The organism is Aeromonas sp. R5-1, assembly GCF_040908265.1.
Classification (GTDB): Bacteria; Pseudomonadota; Gammaproteobacteria; order Enterobacterales; family Aeromonadaceae; genus Aeromonas; species Aeromonas caviae.
Window position 1 is genome coordinate 25,032 of sequence record NZ_JBFODJ010000010.1, and the last position, 19,966, is coordinate 44,997.

Sequence of the window (19,966 nt, forward strand, 5' to 3'; positions counted from 1 at the left end):
TCGGCTCAGGGGCATGGGATGGCATTCAGCAGCAGGGTGATGAGCGCCTCGCTATCGAGGTTGTCCGCCAGCGCCTGATAACTCGGGATGAGGCGGTGGCGCAGCACGGCAGGCGCCAGTTGCTGGATGTCTTCGGGCAGCACGAAGTCGCGCCCGACGAGCCAGGCCCGGGCCCGTGCGGCTCTTGCGAGGCCGATGCTGGCTCTGGGACTGGCCCCCACCGCGACCAGGGGGTCTAGCTCGGGGCACAGGCCGCTGCCGGGGCGGGTAGCGCACACCAGCTGCACCAGATAGTGCTCGAGGCGCCCCTGCATCTGTACCCCTTGAACGGCGGTGCGGGCTTCCAGCAGGTCGGACTGGCTGAGGGTGACCGGCGGCGTTGGCAGGGCGTCGCCGCGGGCGTTGAGCTGGAGGATGGCCAGCTCCATGGCGGGGCTGGGGTAATCCACCAGCAGCTTGAGCAAGAAGCGATCGAGCTGGGCCTCCGGCAGGGGATAGGTCCCTTCCTGCTCGATGGGGTTCTGGGTGGCGGCAACCATGAAGAGGGAGGGCAGGCGCCAGCTCTTCTTGCCCACGGTGATCTGGTGCTCGGCCATGGCCTCCAAGAGGGCGGATTGCACCTTGGCCGGCGACCGGTTGATCTCGTCCGCCAGCACCAGGTGATTGAACAGGGGGCCGGGTTGAAACACGAAACTCGCATCCTGGGGATGGAAGACCTCGCTGCCGGTGAGATCGGCAGGGAGCAGATCCGGGGTGAACTGGATACGGGCAAAGCGCCCCTCCACGGCACCGGCCAGCGCCTTGACCGCCCGGGTCTTGGCAAGACCGGGGGCCCCCTCGATCAGCACATGTCCTTCACATAACAGGGCGATCAGCAGCCCCTCGATGAGGGGGCCCTGTCCCAGGATCTGGCTGCCCAGATAGTCTCCAAGTGCTCTGAACTCGGCCGCTGCCATGCGATAAACCCGTTGTTTTTATGGAAGTTGATCTTTTTATACCCCAGTTGGCTCACAAGGGCGAGGGAGGGTGGCAAGATGGGGACAATTTAGTTTCAATCAGCCGTATGAAAGTTGTGATTGGATTGTTAAGATGTGGCGCAATGAGGTCAGACCTCTGCCTTTTTAACCCAAGGAGCCAGGATGAAACAGCCATTGAAACTGACGACTCGCCAGGGCGAACGGATAGCCGTCGTGGCGGGTCTGCGCACCCCCTTTGCCAAGCAGGCCACCGCTTTTCACGGCGTGCCTGCGGTGGATCTGGGCAAACTGGTGGTGAGCGAGATGCTCGCCCGCACCGATCTCGACCCCAAGCTCATCGACCAGCTGGTGTTCGGCCAGGTGGTGCAGATGCCGGAAGCGCCAAACATCGCCCGGGAGATCGTGCTTGGCACTGGCATGAGCGTCAGCACCGATGCCTATAGCGTGTCGCGCGCCTGCGCCACCAGTTTCCAGGCGGTGGCCAATGTCACCGAATCCATCATGGCCGGCACGGTGGACATCGCCATCGCCGGCGGTGCCGACTCCTCTTCCGTGCTGCCCATCGGGGTCAGCAAGTCTCTGGCCCGCGCCCTGGTGGATCTCAACAAGGCGCGCAACCTCCAGCAGCGTTTCAATATTCTGCGCCGTCTGCGCCTGAAGGACCTGCTGCCGGTGCCCCCGGCCGTGGCCGAGTACTCCACCGGTCTCTCCATGGGGCAGACCGCCGAGCAGATGGCCAAGACCCACCAGATCAGCCGCGAGGCGCAAGATGCGCTGGCCCACCGCTCCCACACCCTGGCGGCCGAAGCCTGGGCCCAGGGCAAATTGAGTGGCGAGGTGTTCACCGCCCACGTGCCCCCCTACAAGTCGCCGCTGGAACGGGACAACAACATCCGCGAAAGCTCCGATCTGGCGAGTTACGCCAAGCTCAAACCGGTGTTTGACCGGGCTCACGGCTCGGTGACCGCCGCCAACGCCACCCCGCTCACCGACGGCGCCGCCGCCGTGCTGATGATGCGTGAAGGGCGGGCCCGCGAGCTCGGTCTGGAACCGCTGGGTTACATCCGCAGCTTCGCGTTTTCCGCCATCGATGTCTGGCAGGACATGCTGATGGGCCCCTCCTATGCCACGCCGCTGGCGCTGGACCGTGCCGGCATCACCCTTGGGGATCTCACCCTCATCGACATGCACGAAGCTTTTGCTGCCCAGACGCTCGCCAACCTCAAGATGTTTGCAAGCGCCGAATTTGCCCGTGACAAGCTGGGCCGGGATCAGGCCATCGGCGAGGTGGACATGGAGAAGTTCAACGTGCTCGGCGGCTCGCTGGCCTTTGGTCACCCCTTTGCCGCCACCGGGGCGCGCATGATCACCCAGACCCTGCATGAACTGCGGCGCCGGGGTGGGGGATTGGGGCTCAACACCGCCTGTGCGGCGGGTGGGCTGGGTGTGGCCATGGTGCTGGAGGTGGAATGATGAGTGCCAAGACTTTTTCTCTGGATATTCGCAAAGACGGCATCGGCATCCTCACCATGGATGTGCCCGGTGAGAGCATGAACACCCTGAAGGCCTCCTTTGCGGACGAGATCCGCACTCTGCTGGCCGAGGTAAAGGGGAACGGGGATCTGATCGGTCTGGTGATCGTCTCGGGCAAGAAGGACTCCTTCGTTGCCGGGGCCGACATCGCCATGCTGGCGGCCTGCACCAGCGCCCAGGATGCCGAAGCGCTGTCCCGGGCCGGACAGGACGTGTTCGCCGAGATCGAAACCCTGGGGATCCCGGTGATCGCCGCCATTCACGGCCCCTGCCTTGGCGGCGGGCTGGAGCTGGCGCTCGCCTGTCATGGCCGGGTGGTGACCGATCACGGTAAAACCGTGCTGGGCCTGCCGGAAGTGCAGCTCGGCCTGCTGCCGGGCTCCGGCGGTACCCAGCGCCTGCCGCGCCTCATCGGGGTGGCCAAGGCACTGGATCTGATGCTGACCGGCAAGCAGGTGCGGGCCAAACAGGCCAGGAAGCTCGGGCTGGTGGATGACATGGTGCCCCCGTCCATTTTGCTGGAAGCCGCCATCAAGCTTGCCAAGAAGGGCAAGCCGCGCCACCACCTGAAACGGGATCTGCAGGGCAAGGTGCTGGAGACCAACAAATTTGGTCGCAAGGTGCTGTTCGATCAGGCCCGCAAGGGGGTCAAGGCCAAGACCCGGGGCAACTACCCGGCGCCGGAGCGCATCATCGAGGTGGTGCGCATCGGCGTGGAGGAGGGGATGCAGGCCGGCCTGCAGGCCGAGGCTCGCCACTTCGGCGAGCTGGTGATGACGCCGGAATCCGCCGCCCTGCGCTCCCTCTTCTTCGCCACCACGGAGATGAAAAAAGAGGTGAGCTATCAGGGGGCCGAGCCACGCAAGGTGGGTCATGCCGCCGTGCTGGGGGGCGGCCTGATGGGGGGCGGCATCGCCTTCGTCACCGCCACCAAGGCGGGGGTACCGGTGCGGATCAAGGATGTGGCGAACGCCGGCATCGGCAATGCCATGCGTTACAGCTACGACCTTCTCGCGAGGAAGCTCAAGCGTCGCCAACTGCTGCGCAGCGAGCTGGAGAAACAGATGAGCCTGCTCACCGGCACCCTGGACTATTCCGGTTTCCACCGGGTGGACATGGTGGTGGAAGCGGTATTCGAGGAGATCAACCTCAAGCACCAGATGGTGCAGGACGTGGAGCGCGAGTGCAGCGAGCACACCGTGTTTGCCTCCAACACCTCCTCCCTGCCCATCCACCAGATCGCCTCGGCGGCGACGCATCCGGAGCGGGTGGTAGGGCTGCACTACTTCAGCCCGGTGGACAAGATGCCGCTCGCCGAGATCATTCCCCACGCGGGTACCAGCGCCGAGACGGTGGCCACCACCCTGGCCTTCGCCCGGGCCCAGGGCAAGACCCCCATCGTGGTGAAGGACGAGGCGGGCTTCTACGTCAACCGCATCCTGGCGCCCTACATGAACGAGGCGGCGCGCCTGGTGCTGGAAGGGGAGCCGGTGGAGGTACTGGACGGCGCTCTGCTCGACTTCGGTTTCCCGGTCGGCCCCATCACCCTGCTGGACGAGGTGGGGATCGACGTGGGGGCCAAGATCTCCCCCATCCTCGAAAAAGAGCTGGGTGGCGAGCAGTTCCAGGCGCCCAAGGCCTTTGACAAGCTGCTGGAAGACGATCGCAAGGGGCGCAAGAACGGCAAGGGCTTCTACCTCTATGGCAAGGCTGCCCCGCGCAACAAGCTCACCGGCAAGGAGGGCAAGAAGACGGTGGACGCGAGCGTCTACGACGTGCTGGGCGTCAAGCCCCAGGCCAAGCTGGCCAGGCAGGAGATCGCCGAGCGCTGCGTGCTGCTGATGCTCAACGAAGCTGCCATGGCCCTGGATGGCGGCGTGGTGGCCTCGGCCCGGGATGGCGACATCGGCGCCATCTTCGGTATCGGCTTCCCCCCCTTCCTGGGCGGTCCGTTCCGCTACATGGACAGCCTCGGCATCGACTATCTGGTGGGGCGTCTTGAGCACCATCAGAAGCGCTTTGGCGACCGCTTCGCCCCCTGTGCGCGGCTGAAAGCGATGGCGGCGGAGCAGCAGACCTTCTACTGATGGCTCTCGACGGCATACATCGAGCGAGGCGACCCCAAGGTCGCCTCGCTTTTTGTTGGGCATACCTTTCCGGTTTGGGGCGGGGGCGCGAAGAAAAACGGGGCGGAGAGGGGTAAAACCTTGATCTGGCGCAAACAGGTGCCCCATTTATTACTTTGGTGGCATAGGACTCAGGCGCGGGTTGAGGTCAAATAGTCTTATCAGGAACGGGGGCGACCCCGTCACGAAAGGGACACCCATTTCACTGGATGAAGGACACACTATGAGTCTGCTTGAACACACCATCTGGACTGTATTGGGGTATGGGGCCATGCCCTTTATCTTCCTGAGCGGGTTCGTGGCAGTGGCAGTGACCTGCTGCCTGCTGCTCAATGCCTTCGGGGTCAAGTCCGCCGAGAAGTGAGTCACTCTCGTTCATGCCGCCAAATGCCAGTCTCACGACTGGCATTTGTTTTTTGTGTCTTCTGAAGCACTTGCCCGCCCCTGATGGGGTAAAGGGAGCGCAAGACGGTCGAACCCGGCGGCCATTTTGATTACACTGACGCCCGGCATGTCCGCCCCCTTCTCTTTTATCAGGTATTCACGACTTCTATGGCGCTCAAGGCAACCATCTTCAAGGCCCAGATCAGCTTGTCTGACATGGATCGCAATCTCTATCAGGACTTCTCCCTCACCCTGGCCCGTCACCCCTCCGAGACCGACGAGCGCATGATGATCCGCCTAGCGGCCTTCGCCTGGCATGCCGCCGAGCGGCTGGAGTTCACCAAGGGGCTCTCTGCCGACGACGAGCCCGAGCTCTGGTGCAAGAACTATTCCGATGAGATTGAACTCTGGATTGAGCTGGGTCAGCCGGACGAGCGCCGCCTCAAGAAGGCATGCAACCGCTCTCGCCAGGTGGTGCTCTACCTCTATGGCGGTCGTGGCACCAGCGTCTGGTGGAAGCAGAACCAGGGCAAGCTCGGTCTGCACGACAACCTGAGCGTCATCGAACTCTCCGACAGCCAGACCCTGCCCCTGGCGGCCATGGTGGAGCGCACCATGCAGCTCACCTGCACCATCTCCGACGGCCAGCTCTGGGTCAGCAACGGCAGCCAGGAGGTGACGCTGGACCCCGTGGTGCTGATGGGACGCCCGGCCCGCGAACTGTAAACGGGATACCCATGTTCAGCGCCCTGCTCAATATCGTCATTCCCGTGTTTGCGGTGGTGGGCCTTGGCGCCCTCTATGGACGGCTGCGACCGGGCGGGGCCCTGGGTTATGTCAACCGGGCCAATATCGAGCTCTTTACCCCGGCGCTGGTCTTCTCAGCCCTGGTGAAATACCCCCTGGATCTGGCGGCGCACCTGCCCCTTGTGGGGGCCGGTGCCCTGGTGATCCTGCTTCCCGGCTCGCTGCTCTCCCTGCTCAAACTCAAGGAGATAGAGCGGGCCGCACTGATCCTGCCCGCCATGTTTCGCAACACCGGCAACCTCGGCATTCCGCTGATGGTGCTCGCCTTTGGCGAGCAGCAGCTCGGCGCCATCGTCATCCTCTTTGTGCTCTCCAACCTGCTCCACTTCTCGGTGGGGATGTTCATCCTCTCCGCCAGCAGCTCCCGCTGGCTCTGGCTGAGAAGCCCCGTGCTCTGGGCCGCCTTCGCCGGGCTGCTGGTGGCCAACCTGCATATCCCGCTGCCGGAATACCTGGTGACCAGCGCCGCTCTGCTCGGCCAGATAGCGGTGCCCCTGATGCTGTTTGCCTTAGGCATCCGGCTGATGGAAGGGGAGCTGGATCATCTGGGGCTGGCCATCAAGTGCAACCTGCTCTACCTGTTGGCGGGGGGCCTCTCCCTGGGGCTCGCCGTCTGGCTGCTGCCCCTCGAACCTGACTGGATACCACTCCTGATGCTGTCGGTGGCGCTGCCCCCGGCGGTATTGAATTACATCCTGTGCGAGCAGTACCAGTGTCAGCCCGACAAGGTGGCCAGTATTGTGCTCGGCGGCAATGCGCTCTCGGTGGTGGTGATCCCGCTGGCGGTCTGGTTGGCGCTGCATCTGGGGAGTTGACCCTGCTCTGTCTTCCTCTTCAAGGACGCCCGATGGCGTCCTTTTTATTGCTATCGTGCATGTCCGATGTTGTTTTGCTCATCGAGTACAGCCGAGCTTGCTCGCGTATCTGACAAGGTTTTGAAGCCGGTTTAGCCGGATAAGGCAGAGAGTGGAAGGGGGAGAAAGGGAATAAAACCGGGCGGCCTTGGCCGCCCTGTTTATTGATGGGGAGCAGGCTGAACCTGGCCATCCTTGCGCAGTTGGGTATAGAGACCAAACCCCGCCAGCAGGCCGGCGAGGGCCAGCAGCCACCAGATGGCGGTGGCGGGGCGGCTGCCCGCATCCCCCAGCATAAAGCCGATGAGCAGGTTGCCAAAGAGCGCCATGCAGCCCCCGGCGCTGGCATAGAAGCCGTAGTAGCTGCCGAGCTGCTCAGGGGGCGCGTAGCGGGGCAGCTGGGCGGCGAAGAGCGGGAAGCAGAGGATGGAGCCCAGGGAAAGCAGGGCCACCTGCGTCAACACGCCTGCCGTCGGCCAGGGTGCCAGCAGGGGCAGGGCGAGATAGCTCAGGCCCATCATGCCTATCCCCAGCCCCATGGCGAGCGGTACTCCCAGGCGGCGCTCCACCAGGCGCGATGCCGGCAGCTGGAGCAGAACGCCGATCACCGCCGAGAGGGTGAAGACGCCGCCGAGCAGGTGGGTGGCGTCCGGCAGGCTCTGGATATGGGCGGGGAGGGCGAGGTAGAGCTGGTGGAACAGGATCTGGTAGCTGCCTGCCAGCAGGGTGAACCCCATGAAGGGGCGCTGGCGCACTATCTCCCCCCATTGGCGCAAGATGGCGCCAATGGGGCTCGGGTTGCTCACCGGGCGTTTAGGCAGCACCCGGTATTGCAGCACTCCGAGCAGGGCGAAGAGGCTCGCCGCCAGGATCCCCGTCAGGGTATAGCTCTGCTGGGTCAAGGTGAGGCCGACCAGGGGGCCGAGCAGCATGCCCGCCTCGCTGGCCAGATTGTGCAGGGCGAAGGCGCGCTGACGCTGGCTCGGGTTGTGGCATTCGCTGGCAAGGTAGGCCTGGGCGCAGGGGGTGAACAGAGCCCCCGCAAAGCCGGTGAGGGCGGCGGCCAGCAGCAGGATGGGCAGGGACTCGGCCCAGCCCAGCAGCACGAAGCCTAAAGATCGTACCAGGCAGCCCCAGACGATGGCGGGATGGTAGCCGATGCGATCCCCAAGGGTGCCGCCCAGCAGGAAGAGCCCCTGCTGGCTGAAGACCCGCATCCCCATGACGAGGCCACAGGCCCAGCCGGCCAGGCCGAGCCCGCTGCCCATGTGCTGGGCGAGGAAGGGCATCATCATGTAGAAGCCGAGGTTGAAGGCGAGCCCATTGGTGATGAGCAGGCGGGCGGCCGGGCTCATGCCCTGCCAGTCCCGCCAGTAGGAGGCGCCGTTCATGGTCGCCTCCCGCCAGTGCGTGGGGAGGTGGTCGCCGGGGTGGCGCAGGACTGTGTCATGATGTCTTTCGCAGGGTTCTGAGGAAGGGGATGCCGTGCTGATCGTGGCTTATCTCCACCGGCACCTGGTAGAGGCGCTCGATGAGGGCCGCGTCGAGCACCCGGGCGGGGGGGCCGAAGGCCTGCAGATCTCCCCCTGCCAGCACGATCAGCTGATCGGCAAACTGGGCGGCCAGGTTGAGATCGTGCAGCACCACCAGGGTGATCCACTGCTGCTCCCGGGTCTGCTGGCACAGGTGCTCCATCAGTTGCATCTGGTGGTGCAGGTCCAGGGCGCTGACCGGCTCGTCCAGCATCATGATGCGGGGGTCGCGCAGCAGCACCTGGGCGAAGAGCACCATCTGCCGCTGGCCGCCGCTCAAAGAGTAGAGGGGGCGATCCGCCAGATGGGCGATGCCAAGCGCCTGCAGGGCACGGCCGGCGGCCAGGATGTCCTCGTCCGCGAGGCGCATGGAGAGGCTGTCGAGGCGCCCCAGCACCACCACCTCGATGACGCTGAGATCCAGCTCCAGCTGGATGTTCTGGGGCATGTAGCCAAACTGCTGGCGCCACCTGGCCTGCGTCATCTGGCGGGCACTCTGGTCCCCGAGGCGAATGTCGCCACTGTCCGGGGTCAGTTCACCAAAGAGGGTGCGCATCAAGGAGGTCTTGCCGGTCCCGTTCGGGCCGATGATCACATGGACCTGACCCGGATGCAGAGTGAGGCTGAGATCCCGCAGCAAGGTCTGCTGGCCGAGGGAGAGGGAGAGTCGGGATATTTCAAGCACGTTTACGCCCCCTGCCGAGGATCAACCAGATGAAGAAGGGCACGCCAATGAGTGCGGTGACGATGCCGATGGGGAAGAGGGCCCCCGGAATGATGGACTTGGAGAGCACCGAGGCCGCCGAGAGCATGCAGGCGCCGCACAGGGCGGAGAGGGGGATCAAAAAGCGCTGATCTTCCCCCACCAGCATGCGGGCGATATGGGGGGCCACCAGGCCGACGAAGCCGATCACGCCGACGAAGCTGGTGGCGGTGGCGGTGAGCAGGGCGACCAGCACCAGGGTCTTCATGCGCAGTCTGTCGACATTGACCCCGAGGCTGCGGGCGCGGGCTTCCCCGAGGCGCAGGCTGGTGAGGGCCCAGGCATCCCGGTAGATGAGCAGGGTGCAGATCAGGGTGACGACGGCGGTGATGATCAGGGAGTCCCAGGTGGTGCGCATCAGGCTGCCAAACAGCCAGAACAGGATCTGCTGGTTGAGTTCGGGGGAGGAGAGGAACTGCAGCAGGGAGAGCAGGGACTGGAACAGGAACAGCAGGGCGATGCCCGCCAGGATCAGGGTCTGGCTGCTGACATGGCGCATCATGGCCAGACCAAACAGCAGGCAGGCGGCAAACATGCACACAATGAAGGCACCGGCCGGGATGGCCACCAGGGGAGGAAGCCCGAGGCCGCCGGTGTAGAGGGCCAGCGCCGCGCCCAGGCCCGCCGCCGCCGCGAGCCCGAGGGTATAGGGACTGGCGAGGGGGTTGTCCAGCAGGGTCTGCATCTGCACGCCGCCAAGACCGAGGGAGGCGCCGACCACCAGGGCCATGAGGGCGATGGGCAGGCGCATGTCGTGGACGATGGTGCGGGTCATGGGATCGGCCTGGGCGGGGGAAACCAGGGCATCGATCACGTCGTGCAGGGCCAGCAGGGAGGGGCCGGTGGCGATGTCGAGCACCAGGGTAATGCACAGGACCAGGGCGAGCAGCAGGAGCCAGTGCCAGCGACGGCGCTCCCGTTGCCGCTGCCGGGCGAGGGTCTGCTGCAGGGCAGCCAAATCATTCATGATGTCAATCCTGAAACGGGCGCCGCAAGAGGCGCCCACACAATCCAAGAGGGTTGCTGAAGAGGGGGTGGCCGAGGTGGGCCGCACCCGAAGTGCCGGGATTAGCTTGCGTCATCCTGCTTGATGCCCAGCATGAAGGTGCCCTGGGGACGGATGGGCAGGTAGTGCTGGTAGAACGCCTGATAGGTGGCCAGGGGGTCGAGATCCTGGAAGAGGTCCGGATAGAGGGCCTTGGCCATGAACTCGATGAGGGCGGCATCCATGATGCTGCGGGTGGCGCCGTGATAGACCGCGTAGAGGCGACCCTGCTTCACCGCAGGCAACTCGCGCCAGCCCGGACGGGCGGCAAAGCCCTGCAGGCGCTGGCGCACGGTCTTGGCCGACACATCCTGGCCCACCTGCATGGCGACAGCACTGCTCACGCTCTCGTAGCCCGCCATCAGGATCACCTCGGGCTTGCTCGCCAGCAGTTGTTCCGGGTGGATGGGGCCCCAGCGATCGACGAAGGGGGCGGCCACGTTCTCACCGCCCGCCAGCAGGGCCATAGCGCCCCACATGTCCTTGCCATAGGTGTAGCTGTACTCGGCCGGGCCCTTGTCACCCAGCTCGATGTAGACCCGGGGCGGCTTGCGCTTCGCGGCGGCGATGCGCGAGGTGATGGTGTCAATCTTGGCCTTGTACTCGTCGGCCATCTTCCGGGCACGGGCCTCCTGGCCGGTCAGCTTGCCAAGCAGCAGGGTGCTCGCCATGTGCTGTGCCAGGGTCTGGGCGTTGTAGTCGATGACCACCACCGGGATCCCCGCCTGCTCGAGGCGCGGCAGGTCCGCGGCCAGGGCCTCGTATTGCCACTTCGCCAGGATCACCAGATCGGGCTTGACCGCCAGGGTCTTCTCGATGGAGAAGCTCTGATCCTGCACGTTGCCAAGGTCCGGCACTTTGGCCAGTTGTGGCTGGCTGGCCACGTAGAGAGACCAGATGGCGGGACGGGACTTCATGAACCAGCTCAGGGACATGCCCACCAGGCGCTCGGCGCCGCCTTCACCGGCCACGGCCAGGTAATCTTCGGGATAGAAACCGAGCACGATGCGGCTGGCCGGAAGGCTCAGGGAGACCTTGCGGCCCATCACATCTTCCACTTCAACGGGGGGGGCGGCCTGCGCCATCCAGCTCGCCAGGACGAGCTGGCCGAGCAGCAGCAACTTTGCCAGGGGGTGACGAAACATCTTGTAGCACCTCGGGAATAGAGACGGTCAAAAAAAGAAAGTGAGAACTATTGCCATTCGCGAGCGCAAAAGCAACAAACCTTTGTGCCATCCCCTCTCTTGTTATTTATGTCACTACTGGAACCCATGCCACCGCGGCACAACACCCTGCTCCAATAGAAGCCCTCTCTCTGTTTGCATGGAAAAAGGGTGGCCCGTGGTGCCCATCTTGCCGCGTGTGGAGCAGGGTACTGGCCGCCGCACCTCTCGCGCTCTCAACCCTGGAGTCTGTCCGATGTCTAGTCTCCCTGGCATGGCACCGCCAGAGGTGGCGACGATTTCCTGCGCACCGATGACGGACACTGCCCATTCGGGTATTGCCCGTCACCTGCACGCAACATTTTGTTGTCATTGTTAGCCAGCTCCCAGCGGCTCCGCCGTCAAAGGGGCAGAGTAGGCCCGCCGCGGGATCATGGCACCGAATCGTCATGATCTCGCCGGCAACAAGGTGCTGCGGCCCGCCTTGCGCGGGGCGCCAATAACACGAACTGCAAATAAAAAAAGGAAACTGACCATGTCAGGAAGACATTCTCTCGTGGCGCTGGCCGTCGGGCTGGCGCTCGCTGGACAGGCGCAGGCGCAACTGCTTATCAGCGAATATCTGGAAGGATCCAGCAATAACAAGGCGGTGGAGCTGAGCAATGTGGGCTCCAGCGTCATCGATCTCTCCCAATACCGGCTGGCGCTCTATGCCAACGGCAAACCCCTCACCGAGGCCCCCACCAACAGCCTGGCGCTGCAGGGCACCCTGGCGCCGGGGGCCAGCCTGGTGCTAGCCAATCCCTCCGCCAGCAGCGAGATCCTGGCCAAGGCCAATCAGACCAGCGGCAACCTGGTGTTCAACGGTGACGACGCCCTGGTGCTCTATCGCGGCAGCGAGCTTGTGGACAGCTTCGGCCAGGTGGGGGTGGATCCGGGCACGGCCTGGGTCTCGGGCGGCGTCTCGACCCTGGACATGACCCTGCGCCGCAAGGCCACCGTCACCACGGGCCGGGTCGATGCGACCGCCCCTTTCGATCCGGCGCTCGAATATGTGGCTGCTCCCAAGGATGACGCCAGCGGTCTGGGTTGCAGCGGCGATGGTCCCTGCGATGGCACCCAGCCGCCCGCCTTCGTCTGCCCGGTGGATCAGTTGGTGCCCGTGCCCGCCATTCAGGGCCCGGGCAGCAGCAGCCCCCTGGTGCCGGCCGGCAAGTTTGAATCGGAACAGGCCTATGCTACTCGCGGCGTGGTAACCCAGGTGGTGAGCGGCCTCTACAAGGGCTTCTTCATTCAGGACGAGCAGGGGGACGGCGATCCGGCCACCTCCGACGGCCTCTTCGTTTACACCACCAAGGCCAACGCTGCCGTCGTGCCGGGGGCCGAGGTGTGCGTTTCGGGCAAGGTGAAGGAGTATTTCAACCAGACCCAGATCAATGCCGACGAGCTGGTGGTGACCCGGCCGCAAGGGGCCATCCCGGCTGCGGTGGATCTGCTGCCGGTGGCGGGGGAGAGCCTGAGCCAGCTGCTGGAGCGTCACGAGGGGATGCAGGTACGGCTGGTGCCGGGCTCCAGCCTGGTGGTGACCCGCAACTTCAGCTTCGATTACGACGGCAAGCGCAACAACCTGGTGCTCTCTTATGGTTCGCCGCTCATCAAGTCGACCCAGAAATTTGCCGCCATGAGCCAGGAGGCGAGCGACTGGGCCCTTCGCAACCAGCAGAACCAGCTGGTGGTGGAGACCGACGCCAAGGCGCCGGACGGCGTGCTGCCCTGGTTCCCCGGCTTCAACGCCGAGGACGGTTACCTGCGCATCGGCGACAAGCTCAACGGGCTGGAGGGGGCGCTTGGCTACTCCTACAACCTGTTCCGGCTGGTGGCCAGCAACCGCATCGACGCGAGCCAGATTGATCACAGCGGCTGGGATCGGGTGGAAACGCCGGAACTTGCCGAGGCGGGGGATCTGCGGGTCGCCAGCTTCAACGTGCTCAACTTCTTCACCACGGTGGTGGGGGGCGATGCCAACCCCACCGGCAGCAACCGGGGCGCCCTGACGGTGGCGGAGTTCGAGCTGCAGCGCACCAAGATCGTCAGCGCCATCACCCGCCTCAATGCCGACGTGGTGGGGCTGATGGAGATCGAGAACAACGGCTATGGTGACAACTCCGCCATCGCCAATCTGGTTGCGGCCTTGAACGCTGCCCAGCCGGATGAGGCGGATCACTACCGCTGGATTGCCTCGCCGGATGGCAAGCCCATCGGCACCGACGCCATCACGGTGGGGCTCATCTACCGACCCGCCAAGGTGACCCCGGAGGGGGTTGCCGGCCTCATCGCGCTGCCGGTGCAGCAGGCCGAGGCGGTGGACGCCAGCGGCAAGCCGGTGACCATCAACCAGGGGATGCGCGAGTCGCTGGTGCAGCGCTTCAGCTCGCCCAAGGGGGATGCGCCCCTGACCCTGGTGGTCAACCACCTCAAGTCCAAGGGCTCCGCCTGCTTCGAGGATTACCCCGACTACGCCACTGCCGATCCGCTGGATGGCCAGGGCCACTGCAACGCGCTGCGGGTCTCCGCCGCCAAGGTGCTGGGGGAACATCTCAAGGAGCTGGCCGGGGATCTGCTGCTCATCGGCGACATGAACGCCTATGGCATGGAAGATCCCATCCGGGTGCTGACCGACTATGATCCGGCCGCCCAGGCGCGCCAGATCATGAGCGCCTCCTTTACCACTCTGGCGGGCCAGCCCTTCGAGGAGAGCGGCAGCGCCCTGGGCAAGGGGTATGGGTTTGTGAACCTCAACACCCGCTTCCACGGCACCGACACCTACTCCTACAGCTACGAAGGGGAGCTCGGCAACCTGGATCACGCCCTGGCAAACCCGAGCCTTGCGGCCAAGGTGATCGGCATCGAGGATTGGCACATCAACTCCGCCGAGAGCAACTTCTTCGAGTACGGCAGCAAGTACAGCGGCCAGCTGGCGAAATCCGAAGGGCCCTTCAGCGCCTCGGATCACGATCCGGTGCTGGTGGCCATCCAGTATCCGCTGCCGCCTGCCGGGGTATTGAGCCTCGAGAGCGCCGCTGCGAGCGTGGAGGAGGGCAACACTCTGGTCTTGAGCGTGGCGCGCCGCGATGGCAGCCATGGGGAGGCGAGCGTGAGTTATCGCATCGTCCATGGCAGCGCGGACGCAGGCGACGTGGCACCCCTCACTGGCACCCTGCACTGGGCTGCCGGGCAAAGCGAGCCCCAGACCATCAGCATTCCGGTGAAGAGCGACACCCTGCACGAGGGGGACGAGACCTTTACTCTGGAGCTGTTTGACCCGAGCGGCGCGACCCTGGGGGATCAGCACCAGACCCTGGTGACCATCAAGGACAAGCTGGCGCCGTCCACCATCTCGCTGGCTCAGGCCAGTATCACGGTGAACGAGGGGCAGTGGTTTGCCGAGATCCCCCTGGTGCGAAGCGGCGATCTGAGCAAGCCGGCCCGGGCCCGGGTGGCCCTTGACGGGGTCACGGCGCGCTGGGGGCTGGATTTCCTGCCTTGGTTCGGTCAGTCGGTGAGCTGGGCTTCGGGCGAGGGGGGCAGCAAGTCGGTCAAGGTGCTGATCATCGATGACTGGTTCGTCGAGCCCACCGAGCAGTTCAGGGTGAGCCTCGATCGGGTGGAAGGGGGCCAGCCCGGCGCCCTGCAGCAGACCCGGGTCGACATCCAGGACAACGACAAGCCCTGGTGGCCCTTCGGTCGCCACTGAGAATGACTTCTCAATATAAAAAGGGGCCTGTGGGCCCCTTTCTTAGTTGGGAAAACGTTTGTTGGGAAGACCTGTTGCAGACAGGTGGGGTTGCGAAGATGAAAAAGGCCCACCGTCATGGTGGGCCTTCCTCATGGCAGGGCGCTCCTAACGGAGTATCAACCCTGCGCGTTGCTCAGTACCAGCTTGCCATCCTTGACCGGAATGGTGGGGCCGGGCTGCTTCTCCATGCGTACCACCCCTTCCTGGCCGGCGAGGCGGTAGGTGACGTCATAGCCGATGGTGCGGGTGCTGCTCTCCTGCACCGTCTTGCAGCGCTGCTCCGTGGTGGTGTAGGTATCACCCGCCTGCATGTTGCCCTGCACCTGATTCCCGGCATAACCCCCTGCCACGGCACCGGCGGCGGTGGCCACCTTCTTGCCGCTGCCACCGCCAAACTGGTGGCCGACCACGCCGCCCAGGGCTGCGCCAACCACGGTACCCAGGATCTTGTGCTCGTCCTGCACCGGCTTACGGTGGGTCAGGGTGACGTTGCGGCACTCCTGACGTGGCGTCTTGATGGTCTCGGTCACCGGCTTGCTGGCCAGCACCTCGGCAAACTGGGGCTCTGATGAAAACAGGGATCCGCTGGCGACCGCCGACAATGCCAGCGCAGAGGCCACACCGATCCCGACACCTGCCAACATGGATTTGTTCATCACTCTTCTCCTCGTACTCATACCCGTTGAGGGCTTGGGATCATTCTTGGCATTTTGCACCGCAGGCTCAAGGCAAGGGCCACGGGATCGCGACAGGGGCTGACTGCGCAAAAAGTGACCGCACAAAAATAGCGTCGGCGATTGGCGACAAAGAAGAGACCTATGTGGAGGGATTGAGGTTGACGGGTTGCGGCAACATGGGTTGATAACTGCCCAGTGCGCCCATGTCCAGGATGGTGTAGTCCGCCAGATCCGGCGTGGCAGGGTCACGCTTGAGGCTCAATTTGAGGGTGTCCAGCATGAGCGTCTCCAGTGCAAGGCGGTACTCCATGAACTCGGCTTCGGTCAGCCGAAGCCGGGCGGTGATGAGATAGGCCTGACGATCGCGGGGCGTCAGGTGCTGGACGCGTGCCTGCAACCCTTCGATGACTTGATTCTTGAAGCGCAGGGGGAAGCGTGCCGAGTCCCGAAATGCCACGTGCCGGGGCACCAGCAGACGAAAGCTGAGTCCGCTCTGCAGCGCCACGAGTCCGAGCTGCTCGAGCTCGCGCAGATACAGATAAAGCGAGGGGGCATTGAGCCCGAAGTGCTGGCACAGCGCATCGGGATCCGTGCCCTGTTGCAGGATCTGCAGCAACAGGCTGTAGAGCTCGGGGCGCTGGCAGAAGGCGGCATCCTGCTGCGGCGTGAAGTGGACGACGCTTGCGGCCAACTGCTCTGCCTCCGTCAGGATCTGGGAGAGGGGAACGCCGAGGAGCGTGGCAATCGCCAGCATGCGGTCCAGAGTGAAGGGTTGAGTCTGATTGAGCAGTCGTTTGACACTGGCTTCCGACATGCTCAACTCTCCCGCCAGCGCCTTGTACGAGATGCCGGCGCGCTTGAGGTGGCGCTTGAACAACTGGCACATGGCGTGATCGATGCTTTCTCTGTCCCGAGGGAGGGTCCTCTCTCTATCCATTTGGTATCTCCTGGTGACCATTCATTTGTATTTATGGCCTTGATGTGGTCTTGGCGTGATGCTTTGCTCTCTTTTAGCACATGGAGAGGTAGTCATGTATCGCGATCAGATGAGGGGCGGTGTTCAGTGGATAGACAGGAGTGAGCACAGCCTGTGGGTGAGTGGGGGGCTCAGGGGACTGGCGCTGCCCCCCGTAGTCAACGTACTGGCGTGCCTTCTGGTTTGTCTGATGTTTGTGCTGGCGGCATTGATTTGAGGCTCGTTCATGCTCCTTGGCAAGGTGGTCGGTGGGGGCATGTGTCATCTCCTCACCACCCTAAGACGTTTCGCTAATACCTGGGCTCGGCCCCCCTTGATACCCTTTCATCCGGTTCCCGCCGGCGTCCTGGCTCCGTATAAGGGCGCAATGCCGGTCGTGGTGAACCGCGAGAGCCACCCCGTTTTGTGCCCCTGTGAGGAAGGATCCGATGACAGAGCAGAACATGTACGACGCCGGCCTTGGCAAGACGCCCGCCAATTTCGAGGCGCTGACCCCCTTGAGCTTTCTGGGGCGGGCCGCCCGTGTCTATCCCGACTATCCGGCGCTGATCCACGGCCCCCTGCGCCAGAGCTGGGCCCAGACCGAGCGGCGCTGCCGCCAGCTCGCCTCGGCCCTGCGCCGTCACGGCATTGGCGAGGGGGACACCGTCTCCATCGTCGCCCCCAATGTGCCGGCCATGTTCGAGGCGCACTTCGGGGTGCCCATGAGCGGCGCCGTGCTCAACACCATCAACACCCGGCTCGATGCGGACGCCATGGCCTTCATCTTCCAGCACGCCCAGAGCAAGGTGGTGCTGGTGGATCGGGAGTTCGGCGCCCTGGTGCGAAAGGCGCTCTCTCTCATTGACAGCCAGCCCCTGGTGATCGCCATCGACGATCCCCTCTACCGGGAAGGGGAGCTGGTCGGCGAGCTCGACTACGAGGGGTTCATCGCCCTGGGGGACGGGGACGAACCCGGCTGGCTGCCGGCGGACGAGTGGCAGGCCATTTCCCTCAACTACACCTCCGGCACCACGGGGAACCCCAAGGGGGTGGTCTATCACCATCGCGGCGCCCACCTCAATGCGGTCAACAATGCCCTCTCCTGGGAGCTGCCCAAGCACCCGGTCTACCTCTGGACCCTGCCGATGTTTCACTGCAATGGCTGGTGCTTCCCCTGGACCCTGGCGGCCACCGCCGGGGTGAGCGTCTGTCTGCGCCACGTGCAGGCGGCGGCCATCTACGGGGCGCTGCGCGAACACAAGGTGAGCCATTTCTGCGCCGCCCCCATCGTGCTCAATATGCTCAACAATGCCGATCCGGCCCTCAAGCAGGGACTCGACCACCCCGTCAAGGCGATGACGGCGGGGGCAGCGCCGCCCGCCACCGTGATCGCCGGCATGGAGGCCATGGGGATCGCCGTGACCCATGTCTATGGCCTCACCGAAACCTATGGCCCCTGCGTGGTGTGCGAGCCGCAAAGACGCTGGCAGGGGCAGGATGCCACCACGCTCTCCCGTCTCAAGGCGCGCCAAGGGGTGGCCTCCCCCCTGCAAGGGGAGATGCGGGTCATCAACCCCGTCAGCGGCGAGCCGGTCCCCATGGATGGCAAAACCCTGGGAGAGATAGTGCTGCGGGGCAACATCGTCATGAAGGGCTACCTCAAGAACTCGGCGGCGAGCGAAGAGGCGATGGCACAGGGATGGTTTCGAAGCGGGGATCTCGCGGTCTGGCACCCGGACGGCTATGTGGAGATCAAGGACAGATCCAAGGACATCATCATTTCCGGCGGGGAGAACATCTCCAGCCTGGAGGTGGAGGACGTGCTCTATCGCCACCCCGATGTGGAAGAAGCCGCGGTGATCGCCATGCCGGACGAGACCTGGGGGGAGGTGCCCTGCGCCTTCGTCAAGCTCAAGGAGGGGCGCGAGCTCACCCAGGCCGAGCTCATTGCGTTCTGCCGCGAGCAGATGGCCCACTTCAAGGCCCCCAAGCGCATCATCTTCACCCCGCTGCCCAAGACCTCCACCGGCAAGGTGCAAAAATTCATGCTGCGCAAGCAGTTGGTGTGACGACAAAGGCGCCGCGCCATCAACGGGCCTGCGGGCCCGTTTTGTGTTGCGTGATGCAAAGAAGCAGGGCCTCGCCGGTAGCGGTCGCCAGCCAACAAGACGTGCCTTTCGAGCCCGTCCCGGCTTACCATGGCCGCCATGTCCCGCCAGCCTGAGGATGCCTGTGAGAAAATCGGACCGACTGTTTCAACTGACCAACCTGCTGCGGGCGCATCAACCCCTGACCGCCCGGGATCTGGCGACGCGCCTGTGCGTGTCGGAGCGCACCATCTACCGCTATATCGACGATCTCTCTTTGGCGGGCATTCCGGTTTACGGGGAAGCCGGGCTGGGCTATCGGCTGAGCGAGGGGTTCGAAATGGCCCCGTTGCAACTGAGTGCGGCCGAGCTGGAGGCCCTCATCACCGGGGTGAACCTGGTGGCGGTGCTGACGGGCAAGGGGATGGCCGATCCGGCCCGCGCCCTGCTCGCCAAGATTGAGGCGGCCCTGCCCGCCAAGGAGGCCCGGGCACCTCGCGTCCCCGTGGTGCGGGTGCCGGACTATTCCACGGCGCAGCCTGCATACGCTCGCTGGGACAGGTTGCACGACGCCATCACGGCCGGTCACTGGCTGCACATTGGCTACCGGGATGCCAGCGCCAGCAGGACGGAACGTCAGCTCTTTCCCCTCGGGCTCTTCTACTGGGGCGGATGCTGGACGCTCGGCGCCTGGTGTGCGCTGCGCCGGGCCTACCGGGATTTCAGGGTGGATCGCATCGACACCCTGGCGTCGTGCCGACCGGGAGAAGGGGCGCCATCTGGCGCGACCCTGGCCGATTACCTTGCCCTGCGCCAGTCGGACGCGTTTCCCCCTGGGCGCAGTGGCGCCGAAAAGGTCATTCAGGACTGACACAAGGCTGTCAGTAGCCCTTCGTTATGCTGGGTTCTCCAGACCATCCACAACGGAGAAAACGAGATGATCATCAAGGGTGACATGCAAGAGGCAGGGGGCGTCGAATTTGCTACCTTCAGGCTCAGGGAAGGGGTGACGGAGGCTGATTTGCTCGCCCTGTCACGGCGGGTCGAGTCCGAGTTTCTTGTCCAGCAATCCGGGCTCATCATGCACTGCCTGCTGCGCGGCGCCGACGGCCTTTATGCGGACGTGGTGATGGCCCCCAGCCAGTCGCTGGTGGAAGCCTACTGCCAGCAGTGGCTGCACAACGACGTGGCAGGGGAGTACCTGACCCTGCTTGACCATCACTCGGTCAACATGAGCTTCTGGACCCGTATCGGCTGAGGGCGG

At 64.4% G+C, this 19,966-nt stretch carries 16 protein-coding genes; 9 read left to right on the forward strand and 7 right to left on the reverse strand.

The window, feature by feature from the left end; genetic code table 11:
* Nucleotides 1-5: 5 nt before the first annotated feature.
* Nucleotides 6-956 carry a MoxR family ATPase gene (locus tag AB5Y64_RS01150; RefSeq protein ID WP_010674667.1) on the reverse strand — a complete coding sequence of 317 codons (951 nt, stop codon included), beginning with the start codon at nt 954-956 and terminating at the stop codon, nt 6-8.
* A gap of 183 nt (nt 957-1,139) precedes the next feature.
* Between AB5Y64_RS01150 and fadI the strand changes: the two genes are divergently transcribed.
* From fadI to AB5Y64_RS01175, 5 genes are all read left to right on the forward strand, one after another.
* Nucleotides 1,140-2,450: an acetyl-CoA C-acyltransferase FadI gene (fadI, locus tag AB5Y64_RS01155; protein ID WP_010674668.1), complete on the forward strand. Its 1,311-nt coding sequence runs from the start codon at nt 1,140-1,142 to the stop codon at nt 2,448-2,450.
* A complete protein-coding gene (gene fadJ / locus AB5Y64_RS01160) occupies nt 2,450-4,597 on the forward strand; it encodes a fatty acid oxidation complex subunit alpha FadJ (protein ID WP_113978620.1) in 2,148 nt (715 codons plus the stop codon). The genes fadI and fadJ overlap by 1 nt, the downstream gene beginning before the upstream one ends.
* Before the next feature lie 262 nt (nt 4,598-4,859).
* Complete coding sequence (locus tag AB5Y64_RS01165; RefSeq protein WP_010674670.1) at nt 4,860-5,000, forward strand: TIGR02808 family protein; 141 nt, start codon at nt 4,860-4,862, stop codon at nt 4,998-5,000.
* A gap of 188 nt (nt 5,001-5,188) precedes the next feature.
* Complete coding sequence (locus AB5Y64_RS01170) at nt 5,189-5,746, forward strand: YaeQ family protein (RefSeq protein ID WP_010674671.1); 558 nt, start codon at nt 5,189-5,191, stop codon at nt 5,744-5,746.
* 11 nt (nt 5,747-5,757) lie between these two features.
* Nucleotides 5,758-6,642 (forward strand): AEC family transporter, encoded by an 885-nt coding sequence (locus tag AB5Y64_RS01175; RefSeq protein WP_010674672.1) that lies wholly within the window; start codon nt 5,758-5,760, stop codon nt 6,640-6,642.
* A 200-nt stretch (nt 6,643-6,842) separates the two neighbouring features.
* Here AB5Y64_RS01175 and AB5Y64_RS01180 read toward each other — a convergent pair whose 3' ends face one another.
* From AB5Y64_RS01180 to AB5Y64_RS01195, 4 genes are all read right to left on the reverse strand, one after another.
* The gene (locus tag AB5Y64_RS01180) at nt 6,843-8,072 is read right to left on the reverse strand and encodes an MFS transporter (protein WP_368203081.1); all 1,230 of its coding nucleotides are present in this window, start codon (nt 8,070-8,072) and stop codon (nt 6,843-6,845) included.
* 55 nt (nt 8,073-8,127) lie between these two features.
* A complete protein-coding gene (locus tag AB5Y64_RS01185; protein WP_010674674.1) occupies nt 8,128-8,898 on the reverse strand; it encodes an ABC transporter ATP-binding protein in 771 nt (256 codons plus the stop codon).
* Nucleotides 8,891-9,943, reverse strand: a complete 1,053-nt coding sequence (locus AB5Y64_RS01190; RefSeq protein ID WP_010674675.1) for an iron ABC transporter permease — start codon at nt 9,941-9,943, stop codon at nt 8,891-8,893. The genes AB5Y64_RS01185 and AB5Y64_RS01190 overlap by 8 nt, the downstream gene beginning before the upstream one ends.
* Before the next feature lie 101 nt (nt 9,944-10,044).
* The gene (locus tag AB5Y64_RS01195; protein WP_010674676.1) at nt 10,045-11,166 is read right to left on the reverse strand and encodes an ABC transporter substrate-binding protein; all 1,122 of its coding nucleotides are present in this window, start codon (nt 11,164-11,166) and stop codon (nt 10,045-10,047) included.
* 553 nt (nt 11,167-11,719) lie between these two features.
* Between AB5Y64_RS01195 and AB5Y64_RS01200 the strand changes: the two genes are divergently transcribed.
* Nucleotides 11,720-14,938 carry an ExeM/NucH family extracellular endonuclease gene (locus tag AB5Y64_RS01200; RefSeq protein WP_368203084.1) on the forward strand — a complete coding sequence of 1,073 codons (3,219 nt, stop codon included), beginning with the start codon at nt 11,720-11,722 and terminating at the stop codon, nt 14,936-14,938.
* A 158-nt stretch (nt 14,939-15,096) separates the two neighbouring features.
* Here AB5Y64_RS01200 and AB5Y64_RS01205 read toward each other — a convergent pair whose 3' ends face one another.
* Nucleotides 15,097-15,636 (reverse strand): glycine zipper 2TM domain-containing protein, encoded by a 540-nt coding sequence (locus AB5Y64_RS01205; protein WP_010674678.1) that lies wholly within the window; start codon nt 15,634-15,636, stop codon nt 15,097-15,099.
* A 160-nt stretch (nt 15,637-15,796) separates the two neighbouring features.
* Complete coding sequence (locus tag AB5Y64_RS01210) at nt 15,797-16,594, reverse strand: helix-turn-helix transcriptional regulator (protein WP_171865392.1); 798 nt, start codon at nt 16,592-16,594, stop codon at nt 15,797-15,799.
* Nucleotides 16,595-17,061: 467 nt separating this feature from the next.
* Here AB5Y64_RS01210 and AB5Y64_RS01215 point away from each other — a divergent pair, with 467 nt between their 5' ends.
* From AB5Y64_RS01215 to AB5Y64_RS01225, 3 genes are all read left to right on the forward strand, one after another.
* Nucleotides 17,062-18,684: an acyl-CoA synthetase gene (locus AB5Y64_RS01215; protein ID WP_171865391.1), complete on the forward strand. Its 1,623-nt coding sequence runs from the start codon at nt 17,062-17,064 to the stop codon at nt 18,682-18,684.
* 190 nt (nt 18,685-18,874) lie between these two features.
* Nucleotides 18,875-19,573, forward strand: coding sequence for a helix-turn-helix transcriptional regulator (locus AB5Y64_RS01220; RefSeq protein ID WP_368182011.1), 699 nt, complete (start codon nt 18,875-18,877; stop codon nt 19,571-19,573).
* Nucleotides 19,574-19,639: 66 nt separating this feature from the next.
* Nucleotides 19,640-19,960 carry a hypothetical protein gene (locus AB5Y64_RS01225; protein WP_042881380.1) on the forward strand — a complete coding sequence of 107 codons (321 nt, stop codon included), beginning with the start codon at nt 19,640-19,642 and terminating at the stop codon, nt 19,958-19,960.
* Nucleotides 19,961-19,966: the final 6 nt, after the last annotated feature.

Coding starts and splice junctions, on each gene's coding strand:
- AB5Y64_RS01180 (WP_368203081.1), bottom strand. CDS start 8,072: ATGAACGGCGCCTCCTACTGGCGGGACTGGCAGGGCATGAGCCCGGCC.
- AB5Y64_RS01200 (WP_368203084.1), top strand. CDS start 11,720: ATGTCAGGAAGACATTCTCTCGTGGCGCTGGCCGTCGGGCTGGCGCTC.
- AB5Y64_RS01195 (WP_010674676.1), bottom strand. CDS start 11,166: ATGTTTCGTCACCCCCTGGCAAAGTTGCTGCTGCTCGGCCAGCTCGTC.
- AB5Y64_RS01215 (WP_171865391.1), top strand. CDS start 17,062: ATGACAGAGCAGAACATGTACGACGCCGGCCTTGGCAAGACGCCCGCC.
- AB5Y64_RS01150 (WP_010674667.1), bottom strand. CDS start 956: ATGGCAGCGGCCGAGTTCAGAGCACTTGGAGACTATCTGGGCAGCCAG.
- AB5Y64_RS01205 (WP_010674678.1), bottom strand. CDS start 15,636: ATGAACAAATCCATGTTGGCAGGTGTCGGGATCGGTGTGGCCTCTGCG.
- AB5Y64_RS01175 (WP_010674672.1), top strand. CDS start 5,758: ATGTTCAGCGCCCTGCTCAATATCGTCATTCCCGTGTTTGCGGTGGTG.
- AB5Y64_RS01165 (WP_010674670.1), top strand. CDS start 4,860: ATGAGTCTGCTTGAACACACCATCTGGACTGTATTGGGGTATGGGGCC.
- fadI (WP_010674668.1), top strand. CDS start 1,140: ATGAAACAGCCATTGAAACTGACGACTCGCCAGGGCGAACGGATAGCC.
- AB5Y64_RS01210 (WP_171865392.1), bottom strand. CDS start 16,594: ATGGATAGAGAGAGGACCCTCCCTCGGGACAGAGAAAGCATCGATCAC.
- AB5Y64_RS01225 (WP_042881380.1), top strand. CDS start 19,640: ATGATCATCAAGGGTGACATGCAAGAGGCAGGGGGCGTCGAATTTGCT.
- AB5Y64_RS01170 (WP_010674671.1), top strand. CDS start 5,189: ATGGCGCTCAAGGCAACCATCTTCAAGGCCCAGATCAGCTTGTCTGAC.
- AB5Y64_RS01190 (WP_010674675.1), bottom strand. CDS start 9,943: ATGAATGATTTGGCTGCCCTGCAGCAGACCCTCGCCCGGCAGCGGCAA.
- fadJ (WP_113978620.1), top strand. CDS start 2,450: ATGAGTGCCAAGACTTTTTCTCTGGATATTCGCAAAGACGGCATCGGC.